Raw genomic sequence first — 23,908 nt, 5'->3', positions numbered from 1 at the left:
CTAGTGAAAAAAATGATCACGTTGTTAGGCGATTTTTACCATCCGCATGATCCGTTAGTCAACTATTTTCAGGGGATCGCTAAGCACTTCCCACAAGAACTAAAGATGACTGATCTTACGATCGAGCAACTAACCAAAGCATTACATGAGCAACCTGATTTATTCCTCCTTTCAAAGGAAAATCGGTTAGCACCCAAAACAAATGACGTTTTTTGGTTAAATGAAACATACGATCAGTTGATCACCAAGTATGTAGCGGGTGGCGGAAGCCTGATTGCGTATCATTCAGGACTTTCTAGCTACCCGATCCACTCTGCGTTTAGTGAGATGTTGCGGGGGCGCTTCCTTCATCATCCCAAACCTACAGAAGTAACCTATCGAGAACAAAATGGTAAGTCTTATAAAATATGGGACGAACACTATTTCACTGAGGTAGCTATAGGCGAAACGGAAGTTCTGATGCACAGCTTTTCTCACTATGGTGAATCGATTGCCGCTTGGCGACATCTGTATGGTAAAGGTAAAGTTTTTTGTATGACTCCTGCACATTTTTCAGAAGGATTGCAACATGAAGGAAATCAAATGGTACTTTTCGATGGAATTAGTTGGTGTCTAGAATCAACATGAATACGGTGAAAAAGAAGGATAGTTTTTTTATAAGTCCATTTATGTTTCCAATCAGTGCTATACTTAAAGTATTCAATAGATTGGAGAAAATTTATGAGTCAAACAGAATTTATCATGCTCCTGATCGTCGGCATCATTGGAATCTTAATTGTCTTAGAAATCAATTCGCGAAAAAAATTAAGAGCAGATATCCGTTACAAATGGGGGAAGCTTCCATATCAAGTACGATTTGATAAGGAGGAGAGCTTAAAAGAAGCTTGGCAGACAGAAAAAAAGTTTCGCACGTGGGACAGTGAAGTCGATGACTTGACTTGGTATGACCTAGATATGTTTGAAGTATTCGAAACGCTCAATCATACGTATTCAAGTGTGGGTTCGGAAGCGCTTTATCAGCGACTGCGTAATTTTGATTTTGGACAAGATCAGCGTCTAGAAAAGTTGATTACTTTCTATCAAGAAAATCCTAAGTTGAGAGAAGAAATCGAATATCAATTTGCACGAATTGGAAAAAAAGACCGGAATTTTGCCAAACAATACTTAGCAGATGGCAAAAGCAAAAGAATTGGTCATATTGGGCTATTTGCCTTTTTAGGCATGTTACCACTCATTGGTTTAGGCTTGTTTTTACTTGGACAAGTGATCGGCATTTATCTCGCGATCATTAGTGTGTTATTCAATACGGTTTATTACTTGATAAAAAAGCAAACACTCGAAACAGAACTTAATAGTATGAGCTATCTTGTTTCTACGATTTCTGCGGCGAAAAAAATAGCTACGTTTGCCACACCGTTACAAGCAGAGTTACAAAAAAATGTTCAGCCTTTAAAAGAAATCCCTAAGTTCGGTTTTTCATTTCGAGTGAAAAATGGCTCAGAAGCGGAGTTGTTTTTTGACTACTTGAATATGATGTTCATGTTGCCATTTATTTCGTATCATTTTGTCATTAGCCGATTGGAAAAGAAAACGGAACAAGCGATTGAATTATGGCAATTACTCGGAGAGCTAGAAGTAGCTGCGGCAGTATTGAATTATCGCACCTACATGCCCTATTCTTGTCAACCAGTCTTTGCAGAAGGCGGGATTATGGCAGAGGATACGTATCACCCTCTGATTGCAGAGGCAGTCGTCAATCCCATCGATTGGCAACAGAACACATTGGTCACAGGCTCGAATGCTTCAGGAAAATCGACGTACGTCAAAAGTATTGCCATCAACTGTATCTTAGCGCAAACGATCCAAACTGCTTTAGCCGAATCTTTCACGATCCAACCCGGTCATGTCTTGACCTCGATGGCGATCGAAGATAATTTGTTTGAAGGCGATAGTTACTTTGTTTCAGAAATCAAATCGATCAAGCGCTTATTACAGCAAGTGGAAACAAAAGAACGTTGCTATTGCTTTGTCGATGAGATCTTGAAAGGGACAAATACGATTGAACGGATCGCGTCTTCAGCAGCTATCGTGAATTGGTTGAGTGATTACCCTTCTTTAGCCTTTGTCGCAACACATGATATCGAACTGACAGAGATCTTGAAAAAAGATTGTGCCAATGTCCATTTTGAAGAGCAAGTGACGCCTGAGAAAGGGATCAGCTTTGACTTTAAATTAAAACAAGGACCTGCTAAGACAAGAAATGCCATCGCATTATTAGATGTGCTGAAGTATCCTACAGCAATCGTGAAAGAGGCACAAGCAGAAGCCGCCTATTTTGATCAACATCGCCAATGGCGGGTAGTGGAGTAAGAAATAAGCCCAAGCTGAAAGTATTTAGTCAATAACCATCATTGATAATGAAAACCACAGAGACGACAGAATTATTTTCTGGAAGGACTTGTGGTTTTTTCATTTTCATCTTACTGCATGAAGCTTAACGGCTTTCTCACAACCTCTTTACATGCTAAAATAGTAAATCAGACAAAATAAGGAGAGTTAGTAAAAAATGACATATGCTCTTGAGATAAATGAGTTAAGAAAAATATATGGGACAGGTGTGGAAGCACTCCGAGGCATCGATCTGACGGTTGAAGAAGGAGATTTTTATGCATTATTGGGACCAAATGGTGCAGGGAAATCAACAACGATCGGGATCATCACTTCATTAGTGAATAAGACATCGGGAAAAGTGAAAGTATTTGGCTATGATCTGGATACAGATTTAGTACGAGCAAAACAACAAATCGGCTTAGTGCCCCAAGAATTCAACTTTAATCCGTTTGAAACAGTGCAACAAATCGTCGTGAATCAGGCGGGTTACTATGGCGTGTCCCGTAATGAAGCATTGAAACGTAGTGAAAAATATCTTAAACAATCTAATTTGTGGGAGAAACGCAATGTTCGTGCGCGGATGCTTTCAGGTGGGATGAAACGACGATTGATGATTGCCCGTGCATTGATGCATGAACCCAAATTATTGATTCTAGATGAACCCACAGCGGGTGTCGATATTGAATTAAGACGAGAAATGTGGGATTTTCTACGTGAATTGAATCACGCAGGAACAACGATCATTTTGACGACTCATTATTTGGAAGAAGCAGAAATGCTTTGTCGAAATATTGGAATCATCCAATCGGGTGAACTGATTGAGAATACCTCTATGAAAGCCTTGCTTTCCAAATTACAATTTGAAACGTTTATCTTTGACTTAGCACCTTATGATAAAAAGCCAGAGATCATTGGCTATACAAGTATCTTAGAAGATGAACGCACACTTGCGGTTGAAGTGGAGCGTGATCAAGGAGTGAATGGGATCTTTGAACAGTTAAGTGCGCAAGGGATCAAAGTCTTGTCTATGCGCAATAAATCCAATCGCTTAGAAGAACTTTTCTTGAAAATTACGGAAGAAACTTATCATATGGAGGCAACGAAGAAAAATGTTTAATCTTTATTTTACTGCATTAAAAAGTTTAGCAATCAAAGAAACCAATCGCTATATGCGTATCTGGGTACAAACGCTAGTACCACCAGTGATCACTACGTCTTTGTATTTTATCATTTTTGGGAAAATGATCGGGGGACGAATCGGTGATATGGGTGGTTTCTCCTACATGGAATTTATTGTTCCCGGATTGATCATGATGTCCGCCATCACAAGTTCTTATTCAAATGTTTCTTCTTCATTCTTTTCACAAAAATTCCAAAAGAATATCGAAGAGATTTTAGTTGCCCCTGTACCAACACATGTCATCATCTGGGGATTTGTGATCGGTGGGTTGGGACGGAGTGTCTTGGTCGGTGCATTAGTCACAATGATTTCTCTATTTTTTGTGCCATTACATGTCTATTCATGGACGATCGTTGTATTAACACTATTGATGACCGCTATCTTATTCTCGCTTGCTGGTTTGATCAATGGGATTTTCGCCCAATCTTATGATGATGTGTCCATTGTACCAACGTTTGTGTTACAACCTTTGACTTATCTTGGCGGGGTGTTTTATTCAATTTCGATGTTACCACCGATTTGGCAAGCCATCTCAAAAGTAAATCCAATTGTTTATATGATCTCAAGTTTCCGTTATGGTTTCTTAGGCACCACCGATGTGCCAATCTTCATTTCGATTGCGATCCTTGTACTGTTCATTGTAGTGCTTTATTCAACGTGTTGGTACTTGATCAATAAAGGTAGAGGGTTAAGAAGTTAAGCGAACGAGGCAAGCTAACTCCTTCAATATTAAGTCGGAGCTGACCGGCTTTCTCACAACCTCGATAAACGGTGTTCGAAGGCCAACTCCTTCAATATTAAGGCGGAAATTGAAAAAATATGAGAAGCTATTTTCCCAATTTCCGCCTTAATATTCGGAGCTGACCGGCTTTCTCACAACCTCGATAAACGGTGTTCAAAAAGCTGACCTTCAACATTAGGCTAAAAAATTGCAAAATATGAAAAGCTATTTTACAATTTTCTATCTTACTGCTCAGGTCAAAACGCTTTTTTCACAACCTATGATAAACGGTGTTCAAGGAGCAACACTTCGGACATAAGCCAGGAAAATCAAAAATGAAACAACCATTTTCGATTTTCCTTTCTTATGCCTTAGTGCTGATCGCTCCTTTCACAACCTCTACTTTGCTTCTTTTTCTTTTTCCTTGTATAATGGCAACAATGTTTTTGATGGAACTTTTTATATAGCGAAATGGAGTGTACTTGATGAAGAATAATTTTTGGGCTGAACTACCTACGCCCTTTTTTGTATTAGCACCGATGGAAGATGTGACAGATGTGGTTTTTCGCCATGTTGTCCAAAAGGCCGGTGCGCCGGATGTGTATTTCACCGAATTTACTAATTCAGATAGTTTTTGTCATCCAGATGGCAAAGAAAGTGTCAAAGGACGTTTGACATTTACTGAAGATGAACAACCGATGGTGGCACATATCTGGGGAGATAAACCGGAATTTTTCAGAGAGATGAGTATTCAACTAGCCGAGATGGGTTTTAAAGGAATAGACCTCAATATGGGTTGTCCGGTACCGAATGTGGCAGAACGTGGAAAAGGTAGTGGCTTGATCCTACGTCCTGAGGTTGCGGCAGAATTGATCGAAGCTGCAAAAGCTGGAGGGTTACCGGTAAGTGTAAAAACACGTATTGGCTACACAGAGCAAGCTGAAATGGTTGATTGGATCAGTCATTTACTAAAGCAAGATATCGCGAATCTTTCTGTTCATTTACGTACACGCAAAGAAATGAGTAAAGTGCCGGCACATTGGGAACTAATTCCTGAAGTCGTTGCCTTGCGTGACCAAATTGCCCCACAAACGAAGTTGACGATCAATGGTGACATCCCTGACCGCCAAACAGGGCTTGAATTAGCGGAAAAATATGGTGTAGATGGCATCATGATCGGCCGAGGTATTTTTAAAAATCCATTTGCCTTTGAAAAAGAACCGAAAGAGCATTCAGCAGAAGAACTTATTGATTTACTGCGCTTGCAACTAGATTTACAAGACCACTATGCAAAAGAGATCCCACGTTCGATCACAGGCTTACATCGTTTCTTCAAAATCTACGTCAAAGGATTTCCAGGAGCCAACGATTTGCGTGTGCAATTGATGAACACGAAATCCACTGATGAAGTTCGGGCACGTTTAGATGAATTTCAACATAAAACTGAATAAACTGTCTAAGTTTTCACAAAGTAATCAGCCAAAAAAGCTGTGACATCTAAAAAATATGAAAATATTTTCGGATGTCATGGCTTTTTTTAATGAATTGACTTTTGAAGGCTGTTTATTCAGTTTTAGCTGACAATGGCTATCTAGATTGTATATTTCACGTGTAAATAATACTGAGTGAAAAATGATAAAAAATGAATTAAAAACAAAGAAAAATGAAGAAAATTTAATGTAACGTATGTTATTTGAGCGTTTTGTTTTATGACATAACAAATTTAATGATATCCTAAAATTTATCAGATGATAAAAATTTATAGAACAAGAATTGAGTAGGTGGATGTCATGAAAAAAGTCATTGTAACAGGTGCAGGAGTTGCGGGATTAAGTGCAGCTGTACGCTTGCAAAAATTAGGCTATGAAGTAACATTGTACGAAAAAGAAAGTGGCCCTGGCGGCAAGATGAATCAAATCAAAAAAGATGGGTTCACGTTTGATGTGGGGCCAACGATCGTGATGATGCCTGAAATCTATCGCGAAGTATTTGAATTTTGTGGGAAAGATCCGGATGACTACATTCCGATGGAAAAAGTCGATCCTATGTTGAAACTCTATTTCAATAAAGAAGAACCAATCGAATTTTCAAATGATCTCATTGAATTGACCAAAACGCTCGAAGCGATTTCCCAAGAAGATGCGCAAGGCTATTATGCGTTTCTAGCGGATATCTACAAGCGTTATCACATAGCCAAAGAAGCATTTATTACTAAATCCTTTCGTGGTTTTTGGGATTTCTATAATCCTAAATCACTATGGGCAGGGATTCGTCTAAGAACATTTAGTGATGCGTATTCATCGATTGCTAAATTTGTTAAAGATGAACGTTTGCGAAAATCATTGGCGTTCCAAACCTTATACATCGGTGTTTCACCATACCAAGGTCCATCGTTATACACGATTATCCCGATGATCGAACTTTTATATGGCGTTCATTTTATCAAAGGAGGTATGTATACTTTAGCAACCTCACTGGCTAACTTATTAGAAGAATTAGGTGGAACGATCCATTATAATACACCCGTTGATGAATTGATCATTGAAGATAAAGTGGCAAAAGGTGTTCGAATCGGACAAGAACGAATAGAAGCAGATGCGGTCGTTTGTGGTGCTGATTTTCCTTATGCAATGAAAGAGTTGATTCCTGATGAAAAGAATCGTGGGAAATATACGGATAAGAAAATCGATAAGATGGAATACTCTTGTTCGTGTTTCTTACTATATTTAGGTCTAGATAAAAAATATCCGGGGGATTATCTCCACAGCATCTATTTTGCAGATGACTTCAAACGAAATGTGGATGATTTATTTGAAGATGGTCGTTTACCGGAAGATCCATCCTTTTATCTATACCGTCCTACGATCATGGATGAATCATTAGCCCCAGAAAACCATGATGGATTATATGTATTAGTACCAGTTCCAGAACTTTCAAAATACGAAGATTGGTCAGAAGCGAAAGTCCAAGAATATCGTCAAAAAGTATTGACATTATTAAAAGAAAAGACAGACTTTACTGATATTGAAGAGCATATCGTTTCAGAAAGTTTTTATACACCAAAAGACTTTGAACAACATTTCAATGCCTATAATGGTGCAACATTTGGGTTGAAACCAACTTTAAAACAAAGTAACTATTATCGACCTCATAATAAATTTGCTTCTGCTGAGAATCTTTATTTCTGTGGTAGCAGTACACATCCCGGAGCTGGTGTACCAATCGTGATGCAAAGTGCTAAGCTTGCGGTAGAGGAGTTGGTTAAAGATGACAAAAACTAATCAGGAACTGTTTGAAAAACACGCAGACGATTTTGCCTATTGTGAAACTGTGATAAAAAAATATTCAAAATCGTTTTACGCTGCGTTTTCTCAACTTCCTGAAGAAAAAGCAAAAAGTGTCTATGCCATTTATGCTTTTTGTCGCTTGGCAGATGATACAGTTGACTTAGCGCATAGTGAGGAAGAATTGTTGGCACTAAAACACCAACTAGATGCTTTCTCCATGGGTAAAATTCCTGATGAACCAATTTGGCGTGCCTTGTCGGTTGTTTTTTCCGTTTATCCCATGACCTTGTCTCCGTTCTACGACATGATCGCAGGTCAAAAGCAAGATTTAGTCTTTACACAGCCAGAAACATTGGCTGACTTAGAAGACTATTGTTACTATGTCGCAGGTAGTGTCGGCTTGATGTTGTTACCTTTATTATCTGACCAAGCAGAAAAAATCCAGTCACAGGCAAAAAGGCTGGGTGAAGCGATGCAACTCACTAACATTTTACGAGATATCGGTGAAGATAATAAAATGGGACGAATTTATTTACCAAAGGAAATGATGCGTGCCCATGGTGTGACTGAAACCATGTTGCAAGCAGATAAACCTGCGAAGCCATTGATTGATCTATGGGAAGCGATAGCTAATGAAGCAGAGAAAAAATATGAAACTTCTTTTACGATGCTGCCGTTTATTGACCGAAATTGTCAACTCGCATTAACTGCTGCTGCAATGATATATAGAGAGCAATTAAGCGTAATCAGAGAAAATAACTATTTCATGTTAGATCATAAAAACTATGTCAGCCAGATAAGAAAAATCCAACTGCTGAGAAAAGCCAAAAAATATGTAGAAACCCTAATAAATAGTCCACAACAATCAACATTATAATTGGTATGATAGCATTGATAATCTGATGTATCAGAAAACGGAATGAGCACTCGCGGAAAGTACCGTTGCGAGTGCTCATTCTTTGTTTATCATGACATTTTGAACAAAAAATACATTGTTTATTCCATTATTATCGCTCTTATAAATAACATCAATGTTTTTCTGTTCTGTTTTTTTGTATTTATTAGTAAAGTCTTTATATTTAAAGACAACAGTTATTATAAATAAATGTAATATTCAAACGAGAATGATGGTAAGATTATAATAAACGGGGATTTTTAGCTTTATCAAATTTCAATCATAGAAGCTCTTTCTATAAAATCTTTGAGTTCAAGATTTAGTGAAAGAGGTCAGGAGTGAAAAAATGGAAGTATGGGAGATCGTTGAATTTGTCAGAAAGCAAAAAGGAATAACGATTGCAGAACTTTGTGGAGAGGAAGCTAGTCGTTCTGTTTATAAACGTTTTATTCAAAATAAAGCAGATACGACAGTCAGTAAGTTGACTTATTTTTTGAAAAAACTAAATTTGGACTATGATGAATTGCAGTTATTTAATTTTCCAAATGATTTATCCGAGGTCAATCGATTGATGCAAGAAGCGGTAGTCGCTTTTGAAAAGAAAGATAGTTTAGAATTACATAGTATTATTATGTTGTATGAAACAGAAGAACCTGATTCCCAAAGAGAACGCCATCTGATCAGTCTTTGTCGCTTGATGATCGCTCAATTAAAAGAGGAAAAAATCGATGTGCTATCTTCAGAGGTTTATCAGTATTTAATGAAGGCACAAACATGGACTCGCTACGAAATTTTTTTGTTTACTAATTGTATGTATGCGTTCCATCCTAAATTTATCGATTTGATTTTAGAAAAGTCGTTTCTTAGTTTGGCGGTCTACGAAGAAAATCGCAGCGGGCAAAGTGAGACATTTCGCATGTTGGCGAATGGCCTCATTCTATTTATTAAAAATCAGGATCTCCGCCTGGTTTGGAAATATGGGGCGAAGTTAGAAGAGTATTTCCTTGAAGAAGAACTATACTATGAGCGTAACTTGCAATTGTTTTTACAAGGCGTCTGGTATGTGATCAAAGGTAATAAGAAAGGGAAGTATCACGTGAAAAACGCTTTAGCAGTCAGTTGCTACTTGGATTCAAAGCAACAATATCAAAAAAAATACGAACTGTTACGCTTCGTGGAGCAGGCGTACCATGTGGATTTTGAACTCAAGAATGAGTTTTCCCCCGCTAGTAATTGAATGCTATCTTAAAATAACTAATCTTATACGAAAAGAATTGTGCGTATACGACGAAGATCAACCTTATTCGGCGTATTTTATTTTGACCAGTTGAAAATCAAGTATGATGAACTAGTCAAAAAAATTTTAGGAGGTACAAAAATGGCAGGAGTAATTGCAGTCACCCCCGAACAACTGAAGTCACAAGCACAGGTTTATTCACAGGCAGCCTCTCAGATCCAAGAGGCGATCCGTAAAGTAAATGCAATGAACCAACAAATCAGTCAACAGTGGAAAGGACAAGCATTTCAAGCTTATTTGGAACAATACAACCAATTAGAAGGTAATGTTCGTCAAATGGAAGAACTTCTTGAGCGCATCAATCAGCAGTTGAACAAGTATGCTGATACGGTTGCAGAACGCGATCGTCAAGATGCAGGTTCGTTTGGATTTTAACTTGATGTTCAAACAGAAGTCACTTTGCTAGATTTTCTTAAACGAATCACATGTGCAACAATACACAATGTAAAACAGAGCATCTCAGCTATAGCCTAAAAAGAGGATATGACAGAAGTGCACATCGCCATGATATAAGCGTCAAAATCCGAAATCAGCTAGCTATTTTTGGATTTTGACGCTTATTTTGAAAGGTAGAAATACAGACAAGTCACTTCTGACCCCATGCTCTTTTAGAAGGAGGAGAACAACTTGAAAAACCATCTGAACCAAAAGCAGCCATTTATCCTTGCGATCATCGCAAGTTTATCTTTGCTTCTTTTCTTTGCTTATATTGGCTTTAAAGAAAAGAGTATCATCACGAGCACCGCCAGCCCGACGACAAAAATGCAATATGTTTTGGTAAATGAGGATCGAGGAGCAGATTTTGAAGGTCAGCAGTACTTGTTAGGAACCGATTTTGTGACACTGATCAATAAAGATACTGCCAATCGTTGGGAAACGACTACGCGTAATATTGCAACAGCAGGACTAGAGAACGGCCAATTCGATGCAAAAATCATTATTCCCCAAGATTTTTCGGAAAAACTATTATCTTTACAAAGTATCAATCCAGAAAAAGCGATCATCGAATACCAAGTTCGAGATGGTCAAAATGAGATAACTAACCAAATGATCGAAGAACAAGTGAATCAGATTTTAACAAACTTCAATCAGCGTGTTGTGCAGATGTATTTCTCTAGTATTGTAGGAAATCTCTCTGAAGCGCAGCAAAACGTGAATAAAATGACGAATACACATAGCAATTATCAGCAAAATCTAGAAAATAGTATCTATCAGCCATTCCAAAATATTTCAGACAACTATGCGAGTGTATTAGACTCAACTAGTATTTTAGATACAACAAATAGTGCATTCAAGGCACAACAACAGGCCTTTGTTGATTCGGTACAATCTCTTTTGGAGCGCAATAATACAAGTTTAGAAGAGACTCACAAAGAGACAGAAAATGTTCAGGAGACAATTGTTGATTATACAAAAGAAACGAATGAAAAAATCACTGGAGCGATCGATCAATTCAATCAACAAGTCATCTTACAAAAAAATCAATTAACCACTCAGTGGGAGAACGCAACAACTGATTATAGAAATCAATACGACTTATTCAATGATGCGATTTTAGCTCAATTTAGTAACTTTTATACACCAAATGAACAAAATAGTTTCGGTATTTATTGGGATTTCTTGGCTCAGGCAACGGCGTTTCAAACCAATCAACAAACCCGCATCGAAGAGATCCAACAACAAATTACTGAGTTGGAGAGTCAAGTAGAACAGCTAGAACGCTTAAAAGGTCAAATTGCCAATGCGTATTATAATGATCCGACAAGTACACCCGCAACTGCGACAGAAGTTCAAGTGAAAAATGCGATTATCAAATTGATGACAAATCAAAGGAATGAACCCAAATTAGATGGGGCGTACCAATCAGTTATCGAGGAGATATTGCCCCGGATCTCGGTGGATAGTTTAGCTCTATTATTAGCTGAATTACAAAATCAAGCAGTGATCAGTCAGGATCAGGCCGCCATTTTCAATGATGAGCTAGCGATTGTTACACGCTATGCCCATGATTTTGACCGACCAATCGGAAGTGAAGCCTCTTTTGCTTATCTTGAACCGAAAGCACAACATGATGCAATGATTTCTTTACCCACCACCAATCAACAGATGTCAATTGAGTTAAATCAAGATACGTTCCTCTCGATACAAGCAGAAGAAGAGCAGCAAGGAATGCTCTTTTTTGATCCAACATATGATTTTATAGAAATGGAAACTCAATTGAATCAGTTACTAGCCCCCTACAACTATGAAACAGCAATCCGAGTAGATACAAATCATTCATTCACAATCGTACAACCTTGGACGATTGAACCGGAGGAGGAAACGGAAGAGACATACCAGCGTATAGAATATCCTTCGCTATCAGATAAATTGAACTTTGAAGTAAGCATTCCTTTAAAGTGGCAGTTGACTCCAGAACAACAAACTACTTCATACAATCAGGTGTTTTACACATGGATGATCAATGAACGCGAACAACCAATGAGTGAATTCTCGGTATATCTTCCAATGGATCAGCCATTGATTGATGATGTGCCACAAATCTTGGAACAGTTTCAACTATTAAGTACGACTGCGCAACAAATCGTCACGCTATTTGGTGCACCACACCATTCTATAACGATTCCCGCATATCGACAGATGATCGATCAACCAGAAAATACGGGGAGATCCCTTATTGAATTAGCTGATTCTCGTTCGATCTATTGGCTATATAACAATCTTCAGGAAAGCGACAAACCTTCGATGATCAGTGAACAACTGTATCAGGAATACAAAAAAACAGGGGATCAGTTGTATAGCGATACCGAGAATCAAATCATTGCATTACAAGCAGTCATTGGTTCTCCTGGGACTAAAGAACCTGAAGAACTAAAACCAACCTTGTACGGTACCTTGCAATTAATGACATTACCACAGACATTTATGGAAGAAGCGGACAAATTAAACCACTGGTTCGCCTCTGCGAATCAACAAATCCATGCAGTATACGACAGTTGGCAGCAAACGGCACAAACAGAAGCGGAATCCGTCATCTCAGAAGAAAATCCACATCCTAAAGAAAATGAATACGCTCTGATTGAAGCTCAAACAGCCAGTCTGATCGAAACGATGCAAGGATTGATGGCAAGTTCAAAAGCAGCAGCTGAAGTTACCGGTCAATCTGCGGCAGAAGTAGCTGATATCACACCTACAATCGATCAGCTAAAAGAATCGACCATCGAAGTACAAGAGAATGCCACCACTATTTTAAGTAATCTAAGTACCTCTCTTGATGAATCAGCACAGACTGTCTCTGAAAATCAAACATATGCCGAATCATTTAGTGAAGTCCTTTCGAATACAAAGAATGGAGGGGCAGACAATCCACATGTCTTTAATTTTTTAGCAAGTCCAATTTTAGGACAAGGAAGCTTTGGTCAAACAAGACAAAGCTTATTGACTCCTTACTATGTGACATTGATCGGTGGCTTTATGATTCTGTTAGTATCCTTTCAATTGTCTAGCGTGATGAAAAAACGTGTAGTGACTTCTGTCGATTTGTTAGTCACACCGAACCGTATATGGAAAAACGTGCCTAATATGGTGGCGGTACTCAGTGTAACGTTAGTTCTGTCACTTATTTATAGCGTTTTAACGACCATAGTATCAGGAGTCGCGCATTCTTTTGTTTGGTTCGTTTATGCATTTTTAGTCTTTGCTAGTGGTCAATTGATTCTTTTAGGGTTCATGCGCCAATTCAAAAAAATCACGTTGTATTTATGTGGTGGGATTTTTGGCTTGTTCTTCATGTTGACTCCTTTGTTGGGCGTAGCAATCAAAAATGGCTCGTTGACAGAATGGCTCTATCGTCTGTCACCTTTACAGAATATTCAAAACGGGTTTAATGTGCTGATGAATGAGGGTGTCATCGGTTGGGGAAGTTATCTCATGCTCGTTCTATTCCTGATATTTGGAGTGATACTGAATTTTATTGTCCGACCAGAAGAGAAAAAAGAACGGTCAAATGAATAAATGGAGGTATAAAATGGTTCAGAAAAAAATAGGGGGGCTTTTCTTTTTGTTGGTAGTTTTACTATTTTTAAGTCACCCGAGTGTCACAGTCTTTGCAAGCACACTCACTATCAATAACCATGTGATCTACCAAGAAAGGGAAGGCATCGAAGATCATGAAACAACATTTATAGTGCAAGATTTATTTTTAGAAGATAAAACAAAATTAGACCAAGAACGTGTCCAACAACAAAGACAACAGATTTCTACTGCTCACAACCTCGTCTTTGTGTCGGAAGCAACTCCACAGCCACAGGTCTTTGAGCAAACAATTACACCCCAATTATTCAAAGAAGGGCAAATGTCTGTAGGACATCAGGTGTCAGCTAACCCAAATCACACAGCTATCCAGGGAAGAATTGTTTTGTGGATCTTACTTCTACTAGGAAGTATTTTACTGACTATTGGAGGCAATTATCTTGGTAAAAAGTTTTCACAGCAGAAATACAAAAATGATTAAAGGACTGTTGTAGTTGGATAGAAATCAAGCAATTGGGATAAGTTTACAAGTCAAAGAAGAAATCATTGACTTACAGATCCCGACCCAAGTAACGATTACACGATTAAAAGAATTACTAAAGGAATCTTTCATACAAAATGGTTCGTCCTTGCCAGAGGTGTTCGACTTAGTGGTATTGAATAAACCGATCCGCTTAAAGGAAGAGGCATATGTGGCAGACTATCCATTAAGTGAAGGCGATCATTTACTGATCCATGAATCTCAACAAAAATCGGAGGAACGAACGTGACCCACATAAAAGATATTTCTGAAACGATCATGATTGAGACAACAACTGATGCTGTCAAAGTGACACTGAATGCTAAGCAATACCAACTCGATCGTTTAGAACAGTATCAAATATTCTTAACACAGAAAAAACACTTGCTCTCTGGACAGATCGTAGAATCTTCAGAGGAAAAACTCGTCATTCAATACCAGAAAAGTAAACAAATCTATTCTTTGCAAGAGTACCTTAAACGAACAGAACTTTTTCAACGATTATTACTTGCACAAAAAATCAATTTCTTATCCGAGTTTTTGAGTAGCCCGATCCAGCCGTTCATCCATCCAGCCAATCTATTTCTATTTGGAGAAGAAATCATCGTAGCACATAGAGGTTTTGCGCATTCAATTATTCCTTATGAAATAACCGAAGAAGAATTTTTGAAGCAATATCGTGCCTTGATCCTGACAATTTTACATCCTAAGTTCGATTATGAGCAACTGATTGAAGGAAATGGCACATTGAAGGACGAGTTTTCTAAACGAATCCAAAGAGCAAACAGTGTCGCAGAAATCGACCGCATGATTGGCGAACAAGTCGTACAGCAGAAAACGAAACGTGCATCAGAAATTCAAATGGTGAACAAAAGAAGCTATTTTATGTTTAAGTGGGGCACGCTTTTATTAAGTATTTCAACAATAGGTTTAACGCTTACAACAGGTATCTATGCGTTTGATAAACTTCCCGCACAAGAACGGATCAGTTCTGCTGAAACGCAATATATTGCTAATAATTATGCTGGTGTTTTGACCACATTAAAAGATGATAAACCCGAAGATCTCCCTTCTGGTGCCCAATATGTCGCTGCAGTCAGCGCGGTACAGCTGGATAATTTGTCGAATGAGCAAAAGACAGCAATCTTAAATAACATTTCTCAAAAATCAAATGAGAATACTTTGCTTTACTGGATCTATATTGGAAGGGGGAATTTTGAACGATCATTAGATATCGCACAAAACCTCGGCGATCATCAATACATTTTACATGCCTACACCAAACTATACGACGCGACGCGAGCAAACAACAAGATGAGTGGACAGAAGAAGCAAGAGTTATTAACAAGTTATGAGGAAGAAATCAATAAGTACTTAGAAATCTTAGAAAGCGAGACGGATAGTAATGAAGCAAACTAAGCCAAATTCAATAACTGATCAAATCCAACATTCCGTTTCAGTTCTTTATGATCTTTTTTACTTTGGTTCGACGTTTATTCATAAACAAATAACAGAAAAAAACAATCAAGTAATACTGGACGATCGAACACTTTCCTGTGAAGACGGACAGCTTTTTTGTGGAGGAGAATTAGTCAAGGATGAAAAGTTTCTCCTCGTTCATCATGAAAATTTGAAAACGGTAATCGTCAATAAGCCAAGGGAAAGCGTCTATCTATCAAATACACAAGACTCGGCGATCCGTATTGATTCGGATGCGTTGATTTTTATTCATCGTAATAGTACTGATGACTATCAAATAAAAATCTATCCTAGTAAGGCCAAGATTTATTACAATCACCAACGTGTAGAAAAAGGTGTCTTTCCATTTTCTGTAGGCGATCAATTGATCATTGATTATCTCATGATTGAGATGCGTGAGAAACAATTAAAGATCTCAGATTTAAAAAATCAGCTACAGTTGGACCCCTGGCAGTTGCTCGAAGAACCCTACATTCCCGAGTATCCAGAAAATTTTCCAGCATTTAGGCGTAGTCCAAGAATCCATTTAAAAGAGCCAAAAGAAAAAATAGAGATCCAAGCGCCTAAGCAGAAATCTAATGAAGGAAAGAATGAGTGGTTGAAAACTATCGTTCCACCGTTAGGTATGGTTGTTTTGAGCGGTGCGACAAGTTTTTTGAGCGGGGGCAATCCAGTTATGTTGATCAGTATGGGAGGTGCTAGTTTACTTACAACAGGTTTTTCTGTGTCGAGTTATTTTACAAACAAAAAAGAAATCAACAGAAAAAATCATATGAGAGAAGAGCATTTCCGTCAGTATATGATCAAAAAAAAGTCAGAGCTTAATGTCTTACAGCAAACACAAAAAACAGCATTAGAATATATGAATCCTTCACTGGATGAATTAGCATTGATGGCTAAGGATTATCATGCGAGGATTTATGAACGCATGACAGTGAACGAAGATTTTTTGACTGTCCGCCTAGGAATCGGCGAAATCAATGCTAGTTTTCAAACAAACTTTCAGCCGGTAGAAGAGGATGAACTGAGTAATGAAGCGTTTGAGCATCTTAATAGTCCCTATAAACAACTTGGAGATGCCCCGATCATCGTTTCACTTTTGGAACAGACGGTTGGCTTAGCAGGAACACCTAGTGTTTTACGAACAGCATTACAACTCCTATTATTTCAGTTATGTGTGTTGCATTCTTATCGAGACGTCGAATTCATTACACTGATCCCGTCGGAAGAGTACGAACAACATTGGCGAGAATGGCGTTGGTTACCTCATAACAAAATCCGTTCTTTAAATCTAAGAGGAATGGTGCATACCCCCCAAAGTCGAGACATGATTTTGAATTCTTTTTATCAAATAGTGGCAAAAAGAAAACAACAAGTCCGTGAAGCGGGAAATGAAAAGGTACACTTTCAGCCACAGTATGTTTTTTCGATTTTGGATGAAAGTTGGTTGGCAGGTCATGGATTGAACGAGTTTTTAGCCGAAAACTTAGGAGACTATGGAATCACGGTCATTTGGGGAAAAGAAACGTTGAATATGTTGCCAGAAACAACGACTACTTTAATTGAATATCAAAGCAATGAAGCAGCAACGTTGATCAATCAGGACAATGAATATGTGAACCAGCGTTTTATTCCCAATCATTTGCCGACAACCTATCCAATCGAAAAAGCCATTCGGCGTTTGGCGAATCTTCATCATGTGGAAGTAGAGAAAAATGCCGTACCTGACAGCTTGAGTCTATTGGATCAATATGAGGTCAAGACAGTTGAAGAACTAGCGATTTCAAATCGCTGGGCTACTGCGGAACCTAATAAATCGATTCGTTCATTAATTGGTTGGCGTGGAAAAAAAGATTTAGTTTACTGGGATCTACATGAACGAGTCCATGGACCACACGCCTTAGTCGGCGGTACGACTGGTTCCGGGAAATCTGAATTTTTAACGACTTATTTGATCGGCTTAGCAATCAATTTTTCGCCAGAAGATATCGGCATGTTGATTATTGACTGGAAAGGTGGCGGAATAGCCAATACCTTAGATCATTTGCCCCATTTTATGGGCGCAATCACTAATTTGGATGGTGCTGGAACTGCGCGAGCCTTAGCAAGCATCAAAGCAGAGCTAGCGAAACGTCAAAGAGAGTTTGCCAAATATGGTGTAAATAATATCAACGGCTACATGACCTTGTATAAACAAAGAAAGGCCCCAAAACCAGACGTTGTTCATCCACAAAAACCTTTGCCCCATTTGATTTTAGTTTCGGATGAATTTGCGGAGCTTAAAGCCAATGTTCCAGAATTCTTAGATGAGCTCACTTCTGTTGCCCGAATCGGACGTTCATTAGGTGTTCATTTGATTTTAGCCACCCAAAAACCTTCTGGGGTAGTCAATGATCAGATCGAAGCCAATAGTACGAGTAAAATTGCCTTGAAAATGGCGAGTGTCCAAGACTCGAATGAGTTACTCAAAACGCCAGATGCCGCACAAATCACGAATCCTGGACGAGGCTATTTGAAAGTTGGCGAAAATGAGGTATATGAATTATTTCAAAGTGGCTATGCGGGGGTTCCATATGATCCAGAACAATTGATCGAAGAAGTGATTGATGAACGGGTATTCAAAATCAACGAATTGGGCCAGTTAGAATTACTCTATGATCCAGATATCGAAATCATTCAAGGAAAAGATACACGAGATTTGCCGACACAATTAGAAGCAGTGATTGATAAGATCAAGACAATCTTTGCCGATTCTACCTACAAATTGCCGGATAAGCCATGGCTACCGAACTTAAATAAGCAGATTATGGCGCCAAAAATAAAACAGTCAGAAGTTCGTAATCTAGCTATCCCATTTGGTTGTTTAGATATTCCTTCTGAACAAAAACAAATGAATTATACCTTCAATCTCGAAGAAGCGAGTCACACATTGATCGTAGCTAGTCCAGGCTATGGGAAGTCGACAGTGTTGCAAACTCTTGTAATGAACCTTGCCCGTCAAAACACCCCTGCAACGATTCAGTTTCATTTAATTGATTTTGGGAATAATGGTTTATTAGTACTCAAGGAATTACCCCATATTGCGGATATAGCGACTTTGGAAGAAGATGAAAAACTGCAAAAAATGCTTGATCGCATCGAAAAATTATTGGCAGCACGCAAAAATTTGTTCAAGCAAGCTGGTGTCGCGAATCTAACGCAATACGAAACAAGAACAAGAGAAAAATTACCGATCTTAGGAATCATTCTTGATAGTTATGATGGCCTGAGCTTGGAAGATAAGCGCAAAGATAGAATCGACGAAGTGCTTCTTCAACTACTAAGAGATGGTGCCAGTTTGGGTATCTTTCTTGTGATGACCGCGAATCGTGTAGGAAGTATTCGGACTAACATGATGAGCAATATTGCCACTAAGATAACGCTATATTTAAACGATGAAAATGAAATAAATATGGTCATGGGCAGAAATGCTTTGTCACCTGAAGCAATCAATGGGCGCGGACAAGTCTTACTCTCTACGCCAACTACCATTCAGTTTTATCTGCCGATTAACGGGAAAAATGATGCGGAACTACTCCAAAATCTGGAAGAAGAAATTATAGAAATCAATCAAGCTTGGACAGGCGAACGCCCAGATAAAATTCCAATGGTACCAGAAAACCTAACGCAAAAAAGTTTTGCTTCTTACCTTGAACAAGACGACAGCCACACACTGTATTTGGGATTAAACAAAGCCACTTCTTCAGTAGAATCGTTCGACTTGTTCCAGCGCATGAGATTAGGGATCTTTTTCAAATCCAATAAGCAACTTCGTGCGATGATGCCTTGGCTGCTTCAACAAATTTGTCAAGAAAGACAAGAAGAAGTGGTGTTGATCGATGCAAATGGAACACTCGAACCAGCAAAGCCGAAAGTTTCACTATATTTGGACCGTTCATGTCTTAGTGAAAAAGTAACAGCCCTAAAAGGGGCTTTAGAAGCTCTCTTAACAAATGAAACTGGCAAGAGAATCATCATTATCAATGGTATCGCAGACTTGGTCGATAAATTAACATTGAACCCTGAGGAAGTTACCGCTCTGCTAAGTGGAGGAAACGAGCATTTACAGTTTGTTTTTCTCGATCATATGACGAAAGTGGGTAATACCTTTGGCGGAATCACTATGTTCGTAAAAGAAAATATCGATCATATTTTATTTGGTGGAAGCTTACAAAATCAATTATTTATTGAAAATCTTTCTTATCAAGAAAAAAACGCAATAGTTGCTAAAAACGTCCTACACAGTTTGAAGGATGAACACTTGGAAGCTTTGGTGTTTCCTACGGAGGAAGAAGCATGAGAGAAGAAATGATCACACCGTTTTTGCCACTAGGTAGTATCTTAAGACTAGTTGGGACAGAGGATGACCAACTGCTCTATTTTGTCGTTGCTCGTGCCATCGCTAAAAATGAAGAAGAAAAAGTGATAGCGAGATATCGAGTAGCCCCCCATCCGTTTGGAGATGTACCGAGCCAAGAAGTCTTTTCTATCCATGCCGATCAAATCACAGAAGTGTTGTTCGAAGGCTTCCAAAACCAAGACGATGAAGAATTTTTAGACGATTTGCTGAAGCAACTTAGGGATGCGCCAACTAGACCACCACTCGTGCAAGAGGAGAAACCTGTACAGATTGTAGAAACTATAAAAATCAATGAAGAAGAGAGATTAAAAGAAGACCCATTCTATCAATTCAGATAAGGAGAAAAAAGATGTCGAAAATCGCTTCTCAGGAATCCACTGCAACAGCAGCCGTATCAGGAATAAAAAATGTATCTGTTAGTAGTAGTAAAACAAGTTCTTTAAGCAAGAGCACGATCAGCAGTATGAAAACAGGAGTAGAGGTCAGTAACAACCTACTCACCGATATTTCAAATCTAGTTACTTGTGTCAATGAACAGGCAAACAAATTCCCTCAGCTTGCTCAAGCAATCGCAGTCAGAGACAGTCAAACAAGATTCAAGTAAGGAGTCAGTATGGAAAAGGAAGAGTTGCTCGCTGAATATGAGCGTAAAATCAGCAACAATGAACAACGATTGGAGCGTCTGAGTAAAGAAAAACAGCAGTTAAAACAATGTATGTATTATTTAGAGATGGACATGCGAAAAAGCTTTCGAGAAATCCAACAATTCACAGAAGAATTAGTATCCCAAGGAAGCCAAGTTGCTCGTTGGGAGCAAAATGAGAATGAAGGGAAATCAACTTACTTCACGCAGTTAGTAGAAAACCAACAGCACCAACTAGATCAAGAATACTTAAAAGGTGTAATCAAACTTGAAGAAGAACGTACGGAACTTCAGAAAGAAAGGAATAAACGATGGGACTAATTTATTCAGCCACAGAGTCTTCTAATTTAATGAGCAATCTGACCACTAATTTATCGCTTGCTCGTACAACGATCACCCAACTACGAACAGGTAGTCAACAAGTTGTTCAAGCGGTTGATGACAAAAAACTCTCAGGAGCTGCTTATCAAGCTGGGAAAGGGCTGTTTTCTGAGTTGATCATTCCTACGATCAATCGGGTAAACACTGCGGTACAAGGGATTCAGTCAGACTTGAATCTTTACTCTTCCACGCATCAAATGATTGCCAGTGAAGGATACTTGGACGAAGAGAATTTAAGCGGACAGATTCGTGTCAAAGCATTCGCTAAACAATCAATCGATAACCACGCGCAGACGATTAGACAGATCGCCAATACAAGCATATTACCAGGTATCACAGAAATGCTCAGTGATTTTCATCGAAACTTGATGCGAATGGCGGACAGCCTGCAAGAAGATATCTACAAGCTGCAACGCAAACAACAGAAACTGCATGCCTTTAACTCCCAAACCAGTGGACTGTTCAATAACAGTCTACTGGAATTGAAACTCGCCATGCAAAGCGTATTAGTCTTGAACCAAACAACCATCAAGGCAGACGGTAGTTATGTATTGCCGAAAGGAGTGGATGGTAGTTGGTTTGAGAAGTACAAACCAAACGGACAAGCTTTGTTGGAAGAATCTTCAAATAATGCCTACTTAGAAATGTATGCGGAGATCGAAAAATTGGTCCAACCCTTGAAAGATGGGAAAACCGATGCAGTCAAGCGGTTCGAAATGTTGATCAAAAATTATCCGGATGCATTAGTCAACAAATTGGCATCCAACGATGAATTTTGGATGCTTGCTAATCATCTACCATCAGGTATGAAAAATAAATTATTTAGCGGTCTTGCAAAATACGAAATGTTCGGTAAAGCCGTTGCCCAAGGGAAATGGATTCCTAAAATCGATACGCTAGGCAAAGCCTATCAAAATTTCACTAAATTTACGTCCCCTGTAAAAACCTATGTCAGCGAAGCCTTGAAGAAATCTCAATTTGTGCAAGGAGCTAAAAATTGGGGTGTTGCCAAAGGATTAGGAACGGCAGGCCAAGTAGCTACTTACGCGCAATTAGGCGTCACTTTCGCCGCCAATGCGGTGAATGAATATGGAAAAACAGGAAGTGTTGGCAAAGGAATAATAGGCGGTGGAATAGAGATGGTGAAGAGCATTGGACCGTTAGAGGGAATGACATTAGGTGCGGCAGTCGCTGGGCCGCCGGGTGCTTTACTTGGTGTTGCTTTTGGACTTTCAAATAAAATATTGCAGTTTGCTTTTCCAAATAAGTACGATTATGGAAAAAAAGTTGCTTATGAAGCATACGATAAGAGTGTTGAGAAAGTGGGTAAGGTGATTGAACAAAGTATTGATACAGTAAAACATGTGTATAAAAATATTCAACAAGTAGGTAAATCAACAGGAAAGATGCTATTTTCGGTAAAAATACCAAAAATTAGCTTTAATTGGTGAAGAATATGAAAAAATTAATCAATGCGACGTTTGAACAAAGCTTAAACTTGTTGGATGATCGTTTAGTCGATTATATGATAAAAGATACTGAAAAAAGAGGATTATATAATGGGAAAAAGCGTTTTTTATTAATATCTATATCAATAATTTTAATAATGGGACAATATGGTTTTGTTAAATTTACTGAATTAGGGATGAAAGATCCTGATAGAAATAGCCTTGTTCCTGAACCAGATATAAATTTTTTGCCAGAAAGTTTTTTTTGGATATTTCTTTTTATTTATTTATCTGGTTATATACAAGATATAAAAATAGGAATAATAGTAGTACAAGAATTTTTATTACAATGAACACCTGTAACAATTACCTTATTTGGTTAATACTGACAGTAAATTTATTTTTTATTACTATGTTTCTGAAACTATTAACTTCTATTGGGATGATAATCGTTTTTATTTTATTAACGATAGTAGGTTATATCGTTATTAGAAGTAAATGTAATTCCTTAAATATAAAAATGCTTAATATAAAAGATAAAGAGAAACATAAGGTGGGTGGTTTTATAAAAAAAATCATTCAGATGGTAATGAGCTATGGCTGGATAGTGGTCATAATAGTCATGATTTGGAAATTCATTTTCCCTAGTGGGAATACATCTCGAACAGATATGATCGGTTTTATTAATATTTTTGCTATGTGGATAGCGTTTAATATTGCAGTGATTCTCGCCGAAGCCTATCTATTCTTCCCGTATCTATTACACGGTTATTATAAACACAAATACTCAGAAGAATACCGTAATTTTGAAGGGAAAACACAATTAGAATGGTATGGAGAGAAATATTTTAACAAACATATCAAAGGAACTGATAAGGAGGAAATATATAATGAATGAGGGGAAAAAGTTATTACCATTAGGAAGTGTCGTGTTGCTTGAGGAAGGGTTACAAAAATTAGTCATCGTTGGAAGAGGTGCTGTATATACAGATCAACAGTCGAAAAAAGATACGTTTGCAGACTATATGGCAGTACTTTATCCCTCAGGATTAAATCCTGAGACCACTATTTTTTTTGATCATAAAAATATCGATAAAGTTGTTTTTGAAGGATATAGTGATGAAGAAGAAGTGAGATTTTTAGAGATCTATAGCAAGTGGGAGACTGACGTGAAGCAAGCAACCAGTAAATCAGCCCAATCAATTCCGATTGGATTTGATTGACAGATGAGATAT

General features: G+C 38.2%; 21 protein-coding genes. All 21 read left to right on the top strand.

The features are described from left to right. Positions 1–12: 12 nt before the first annotated feature. On the top strand, positions 13–627 hold the full coding sequence (locus IGJ49_RS14050; protein WP_211197069.1) for a ThuA domain-containing protein: 615 nt from the start codon (positions 13–15) through the stop codon (positions 625–627). Positions 628–720: 93 nt separating this feature from the next. Continuing rightward, positions 721–2,370: a MutS-related protein gene (locus IGJ49_RS14045; RefSeq protein WP_062806008.1), complete on the top strand. Its 1,650-nt coding sequence runs from the start codon at positions 721–723 to the stop codon at positions 2,368–2,370. Positions 2,371–2,566: 196 nt separating this feature from the next. Further along, positions 2,567–3,508 (top strand): ABC transporter ATP-binding protein, encoded by a 942-nt coding sequence (locus tag IGJ49_RS14040; protein WP_077151710.1) that lies wholly within the window; start codon positions 2,567–2,569, stop codon positions 3,506–3,508. Next, complete coding sequence (locus IGJ49_RS14035; RefSeq protein ID WP_010734031.1) at positions 3,501–4,271, top strand: ABC transporter permease; 771 nt, start codon at positions 3,501–3,503, stop codon at positions 4,269–4,271. Before IGJ49_RS14040 ends, IGJ49_RS14035 begins: the two co-directional genes overlap by 8 nt. 506 nt (positions 4,272–4,777) lie before the next feature. Next, positions 4,778–5,743, top strand: coding sequence for a tRNA dihydrouridine synthase (locus tag IGJ49_RS14030; protein WP_077151711.1), 966 nt, complete (start codon positions 4,778–4,780; stop codon positions 5,741–5,743). Between the two features lie 339 nt (positions 5,744–6,082). Next, on the top strand, positions 6,083–7,573 hold the full coding sequence (locus tag IGJ49_RS14025; protein WP_438723892.1) for a phytoene desaturase family protein: 1,491 nt from the start codon (positions 6,083–6,085) through the stop codon (positions 7,571–7,573). Further along, a complete protein-coding gene (locus IGJ49_RS14020) occupies positions 7,560–8,456 on the top strand; it encodes a phytoene/squalene synthase family protein (protein ID WP_062806011.1) in 897 nt (298 codons plus the stop codon). Before IGJ49_RS14025 ends, IGJ49_RS14020 begins: the two co-directional genes overlap by 14 nt. Positions 8,457–8,820: 364 nt before the next feature. After that, positions 8,821–9,711 (top strand): Rgg/GadR/MutR family transcriptional regulator, encoded by an 891-nt coding sequence (locus IGJ49_RS14015; RefSeq protein WP_077151712.1) that lies wholly within the window; start codon positions 8,821–8,823, stop codon positions 9,709–9,711. Between the two features lie 141 nt (positions 9,712–9,852). Next, positions 9,853–10,146 (top strand): WXG100 family type VII secretion target, encoded by a 294-nt coding sequence (locus tag IGJ49_RS14010; protein ID WP_023520541.1) that lies wholly within the window; start codon positions 9,853–9,855, stop codon positions 10,144–10,146. Positions 10,147–10,398: 252 nt separating this feature from the next. Then, positions 10,399–13,785 carry a type VII secretion protein EsaA gene (esaA, locus tag IGJ49_RS14005; protein WP_077151713.1) on the top strand — a complete coding sequence of 1,129 codons (3,387 nt, stop codon included), beginning with the start codon at positions 10,399–10,401 and terminating at the stop codon, positions 13,783–13,785. Between the two features lie 13 nt (positions 13,786–13,798). After that, on the top strand, positions 13,799–14,284 hold the full coding sequence (locus IGJ49_RS14000) for a hypothetical protein (protein WP_077151714.1): 486 nt from the start codon (positions 13,799–13,801) through the stop codon (positions 14,282–14,284). A gap of 13 nt (positions 14,285–14,297) precedes the next feature. Continuing rightward, positions 14,298–14,573, top strand: a complete 276-nt coding sequence (locus IGJ49_RS13995; protein ID WP_010734040.1) for a hypothetical protein — start codon at positions 14,298–14,300, stop codon at positions 14,571–14,573. Next, positions 14,570–15,742, top strand: coding sequence for a type VII secretion protein EssB (gene essB / locus IGJ49_RS13990; RefSeq protein ID WP_438723887.1), 1,173 nt, complete (start codon positions 14,570–14,572; stop codon positions 15,740–15,742). The genes IGJ49_RS13995 and essB overlap by 4 nt, the downstream gene beginning before the upstream one ends. Continuing rightward, complete coding sequence (gene essC / locus IGJ49_RS13985; protein ID WP_438723885.1) at positions 15,729–20,141, top strand: type VII secretion protein EssC; 4,413 nt, start codon at positions 15,729–15,731, stop codon at positions 20,139–20,141. The genes essB and essC overlap by 14 nt, the downstream gene beginning before the upstream one ends. Next, positions 20,138–20,539 carry a DUF4176 domain-containing protein gene (locus IGJ49_RS13980; protein ID WP_010734043.1) on the top strand — a complete coding sequence of 134 codons (402 nt, stop codon included), beginning with the start codon at positions 20,138–20,140 and terminating at the stop codon, positions 20,537–20,539. Before essC ends, IGJ49_RS13980 begins: the two co-directional genes overlap by 4 nt. An 11-nt stretch (positions 20,540–20,550) precedes the next feature. Further along, positions 20,551–20,805 (top strand): hypothetical protein, encoded by a 255-nt coding sequence (locus IGJ49_RS13975; RefSeq protein ID WP_438723883.1) that lies wholly within the window; start codon positions 20,551–20,553, stop codon positions 20,803–20,805. A gap of 9 nt (positions 20,806–20,814) precedes the next feature. After that, positions 20,815–21,165, top strand: coding sequence for a hypothetical protein (locus IGJ49_RS13970; RefSeq protein ID WP_010734045.1), 351 nt, complete (start codon positions 20,815–20,817; stop codon positions 21,163–21,165). Then, positions 21,156–22,676: a hypothetical protein gene (locus tag IGJ49_RS13965; protein ID WP_438723881.1), complete on the top strand. Its 1,521-nt coding sequence runs from the start codon at positions 21,156–21,158 to the stop codon at positions 22,674–22,676. The genes IGJ49_RS13970 and IGJ49_RS13965 overlap by 10 nt, the downstream gene beginning before the upstream one ends. A 5-nt stretch (positions 22,677–22,681) precedes the next feature. Then, positions 22,682–23,026, top strand: a complete 345-nt coding sequence (locus IGJ49_RS13960) for a hypothetical protein (RefSeq protein ID WP_438723879.1) — start codon at positions 22,682–22,684, stop codon at positions 23,024–23,026. A 200-nt stretch (positions 23,027–23,226) separates the two neighbouring features. Then, positions 23,227–23,571, top strand: a complete 345-nt coding sequence (locus IGJ49_RS13955) for a hypothetical protein (RefSeq protein WP_438723877.1) — start codon at positions 23,227–23,229, stop codon at positions 23,569–23,571. Next, positions 23,564–23,896 carry a DUF4176 domain-containing protein gene (locus IGJ49_RS13950; protein ID WP_010734048.1) on the top strand — a complete coding sequence of 111 codons (333 nt, stop codon included), beginning with the start codon at positions 23,564–23,566 and terminating at the stop codon, positions 23,894–23,896. Before IGJ49_RS13955 ends, IGJ49_RS13950 begins: the two co-directional genes overlap by 8 nt. The last annotated feature ends 12 nt before the right edge of the window (positions 23,897–23,908 follow it).

This window comes from Enterococcus sp. AZ171 (assembly GCF_051714005.1).
GTDB lineage: Bacteria > Bacillota > Bacilli > Lactobacillales > Enterococcaceae > Enterococcus_B > Enterococcus_B pernyi.
This window is presented reverse-complemented; position numbering and strand designations above follow the sequence as displayed.

What these genes read in the sequence shown, in the direction of transcription:
- IGJ49_RS13960 (WP_438723879.1), top strand. Translation starts at nt 22,682, where the DNA reads ATGAAAAAATTAATCAATGCGACGTTTGAACAAAGCTTAAACTTGTTG.
- IGJ49_RS14050 (WP_211197069.1), top strand. Translation starts at nt 13, where the DNA reads ATGATCACGTTGTTAGGCGATTTTTACCATCCGCATGATCCGTTAGTC.
- IGJ49_RS14015 (WP_077151712.1), top strand. Translation starts at nt 8,821, where the DNA reads ATGGAAGTATGGGAGATCGTTGAATTTGTCAGAAAGCAAAAAGGAATA.
- IGJ49_RS14040 (WP_077151710.1), top strand. Translation starts at nt 2,567, where the DNA reads ATGACATATGCTCTTGAGATAAATGAGTTAAGAAAAATATATGGGACA.
- IGJ49_RS13975 (WP_438723883.1), top strand. Translation starts at nt 20,551, where the DNA reads ATGTCGAAAATCGCTTCTCAGGAATCCACTGCAACAGCAGCCGTATCA.
- IGJ49_RS14025 (WP_438723892.1), top strand. Translation starts at nt 6,083, where the DNA reads ATGAAAAAAGTCATTGTAACAGGTGCAGGAGTTGCGGGATTAAGTGCA.
- IGJ49_RS14045 (WP_062806008.1), top strand. Translation starts at nt 721, where the DNA reads ATGAGTCAAACAGAATTTATCATGCTCCTGATCGTCGGCATCATTGGA.
- IGJ49_RS13965 (WP_438723881.1), top strand. Translation starts at nt 21,156, where the DNA reads ATGGGACTAATTTATTCAGCCACAGAGTCTTCTAATTTAATGAGCAAT.
- IGJ49_RS14030 (WP_077151711.1), top strand. Translation starts at nt 4,778, where the DNA reads ATGAAGAATAATTTTTGGGCTGAACTACCTACGCCCTTTTTTGTATTA.
- IGJ49_RS13980 (WP_010734043.1), top strand. Translation starts at nt 20,138, where the DNA reads ATGAGAGAAGAAATGATCACACCGTTTTTGCCACTAGGTAGTATCTTA.
- essC (WP_438723885.1), top strand. Translation starts at nt 15,729, where the DNA reads ATGAAGCAAACTAAGCCAAATTCAATAACTGATCAAATCCAACATTCC.
- IGJ49_RS14035 (WP_010734031.1), top strand. Translation starts at nt 3,501, where the DNA reads ATGTTTAATCTTTATTTTACTGCATTAAAAAGTTTAGCAATCAAAGAA.
- IGJ49_RS14010 (WP_023520541.1), top strand. Translation starts at nt 9,853, where the DNA reads ATGGCAGGAGTAATTGCAGTCACCCCCGAACAACTGAAGTCACAAGCA.
- IGJ49_RS14020 (WP_062806011.1), top strand. Translation starts at nt 7,560, where the DNA reads ATGACAAAAACTAATCAGGAACTGTTTGAAAAACACGCAGACGATTTT.
- IGJ49_RS14000 (WP_077151714.1), top strand. Translation starts at nt 13,799, where the DNA reads ATGGTTCAGAAAAAAATAGGGGGGCTTTTCTTTTTGTTGGTAGTTTTA.
- IGJ49_RS13970 (WP_010734045.1), top strand. Translation starts at nt 20,815, where the DNA reads ATGGAAAAGGAAGAGTTGCTCGCTGAATATGAGCGTAAAATCAGCAAC.
- IGJ49_RS13950 (WP_010734048.1), top strand. Translation starts at nt 23,564, where the DNA reads ATGAATGAGGGGAAAAAGTTATTACCATTAGGAAGTGTCGTGTTGCTT.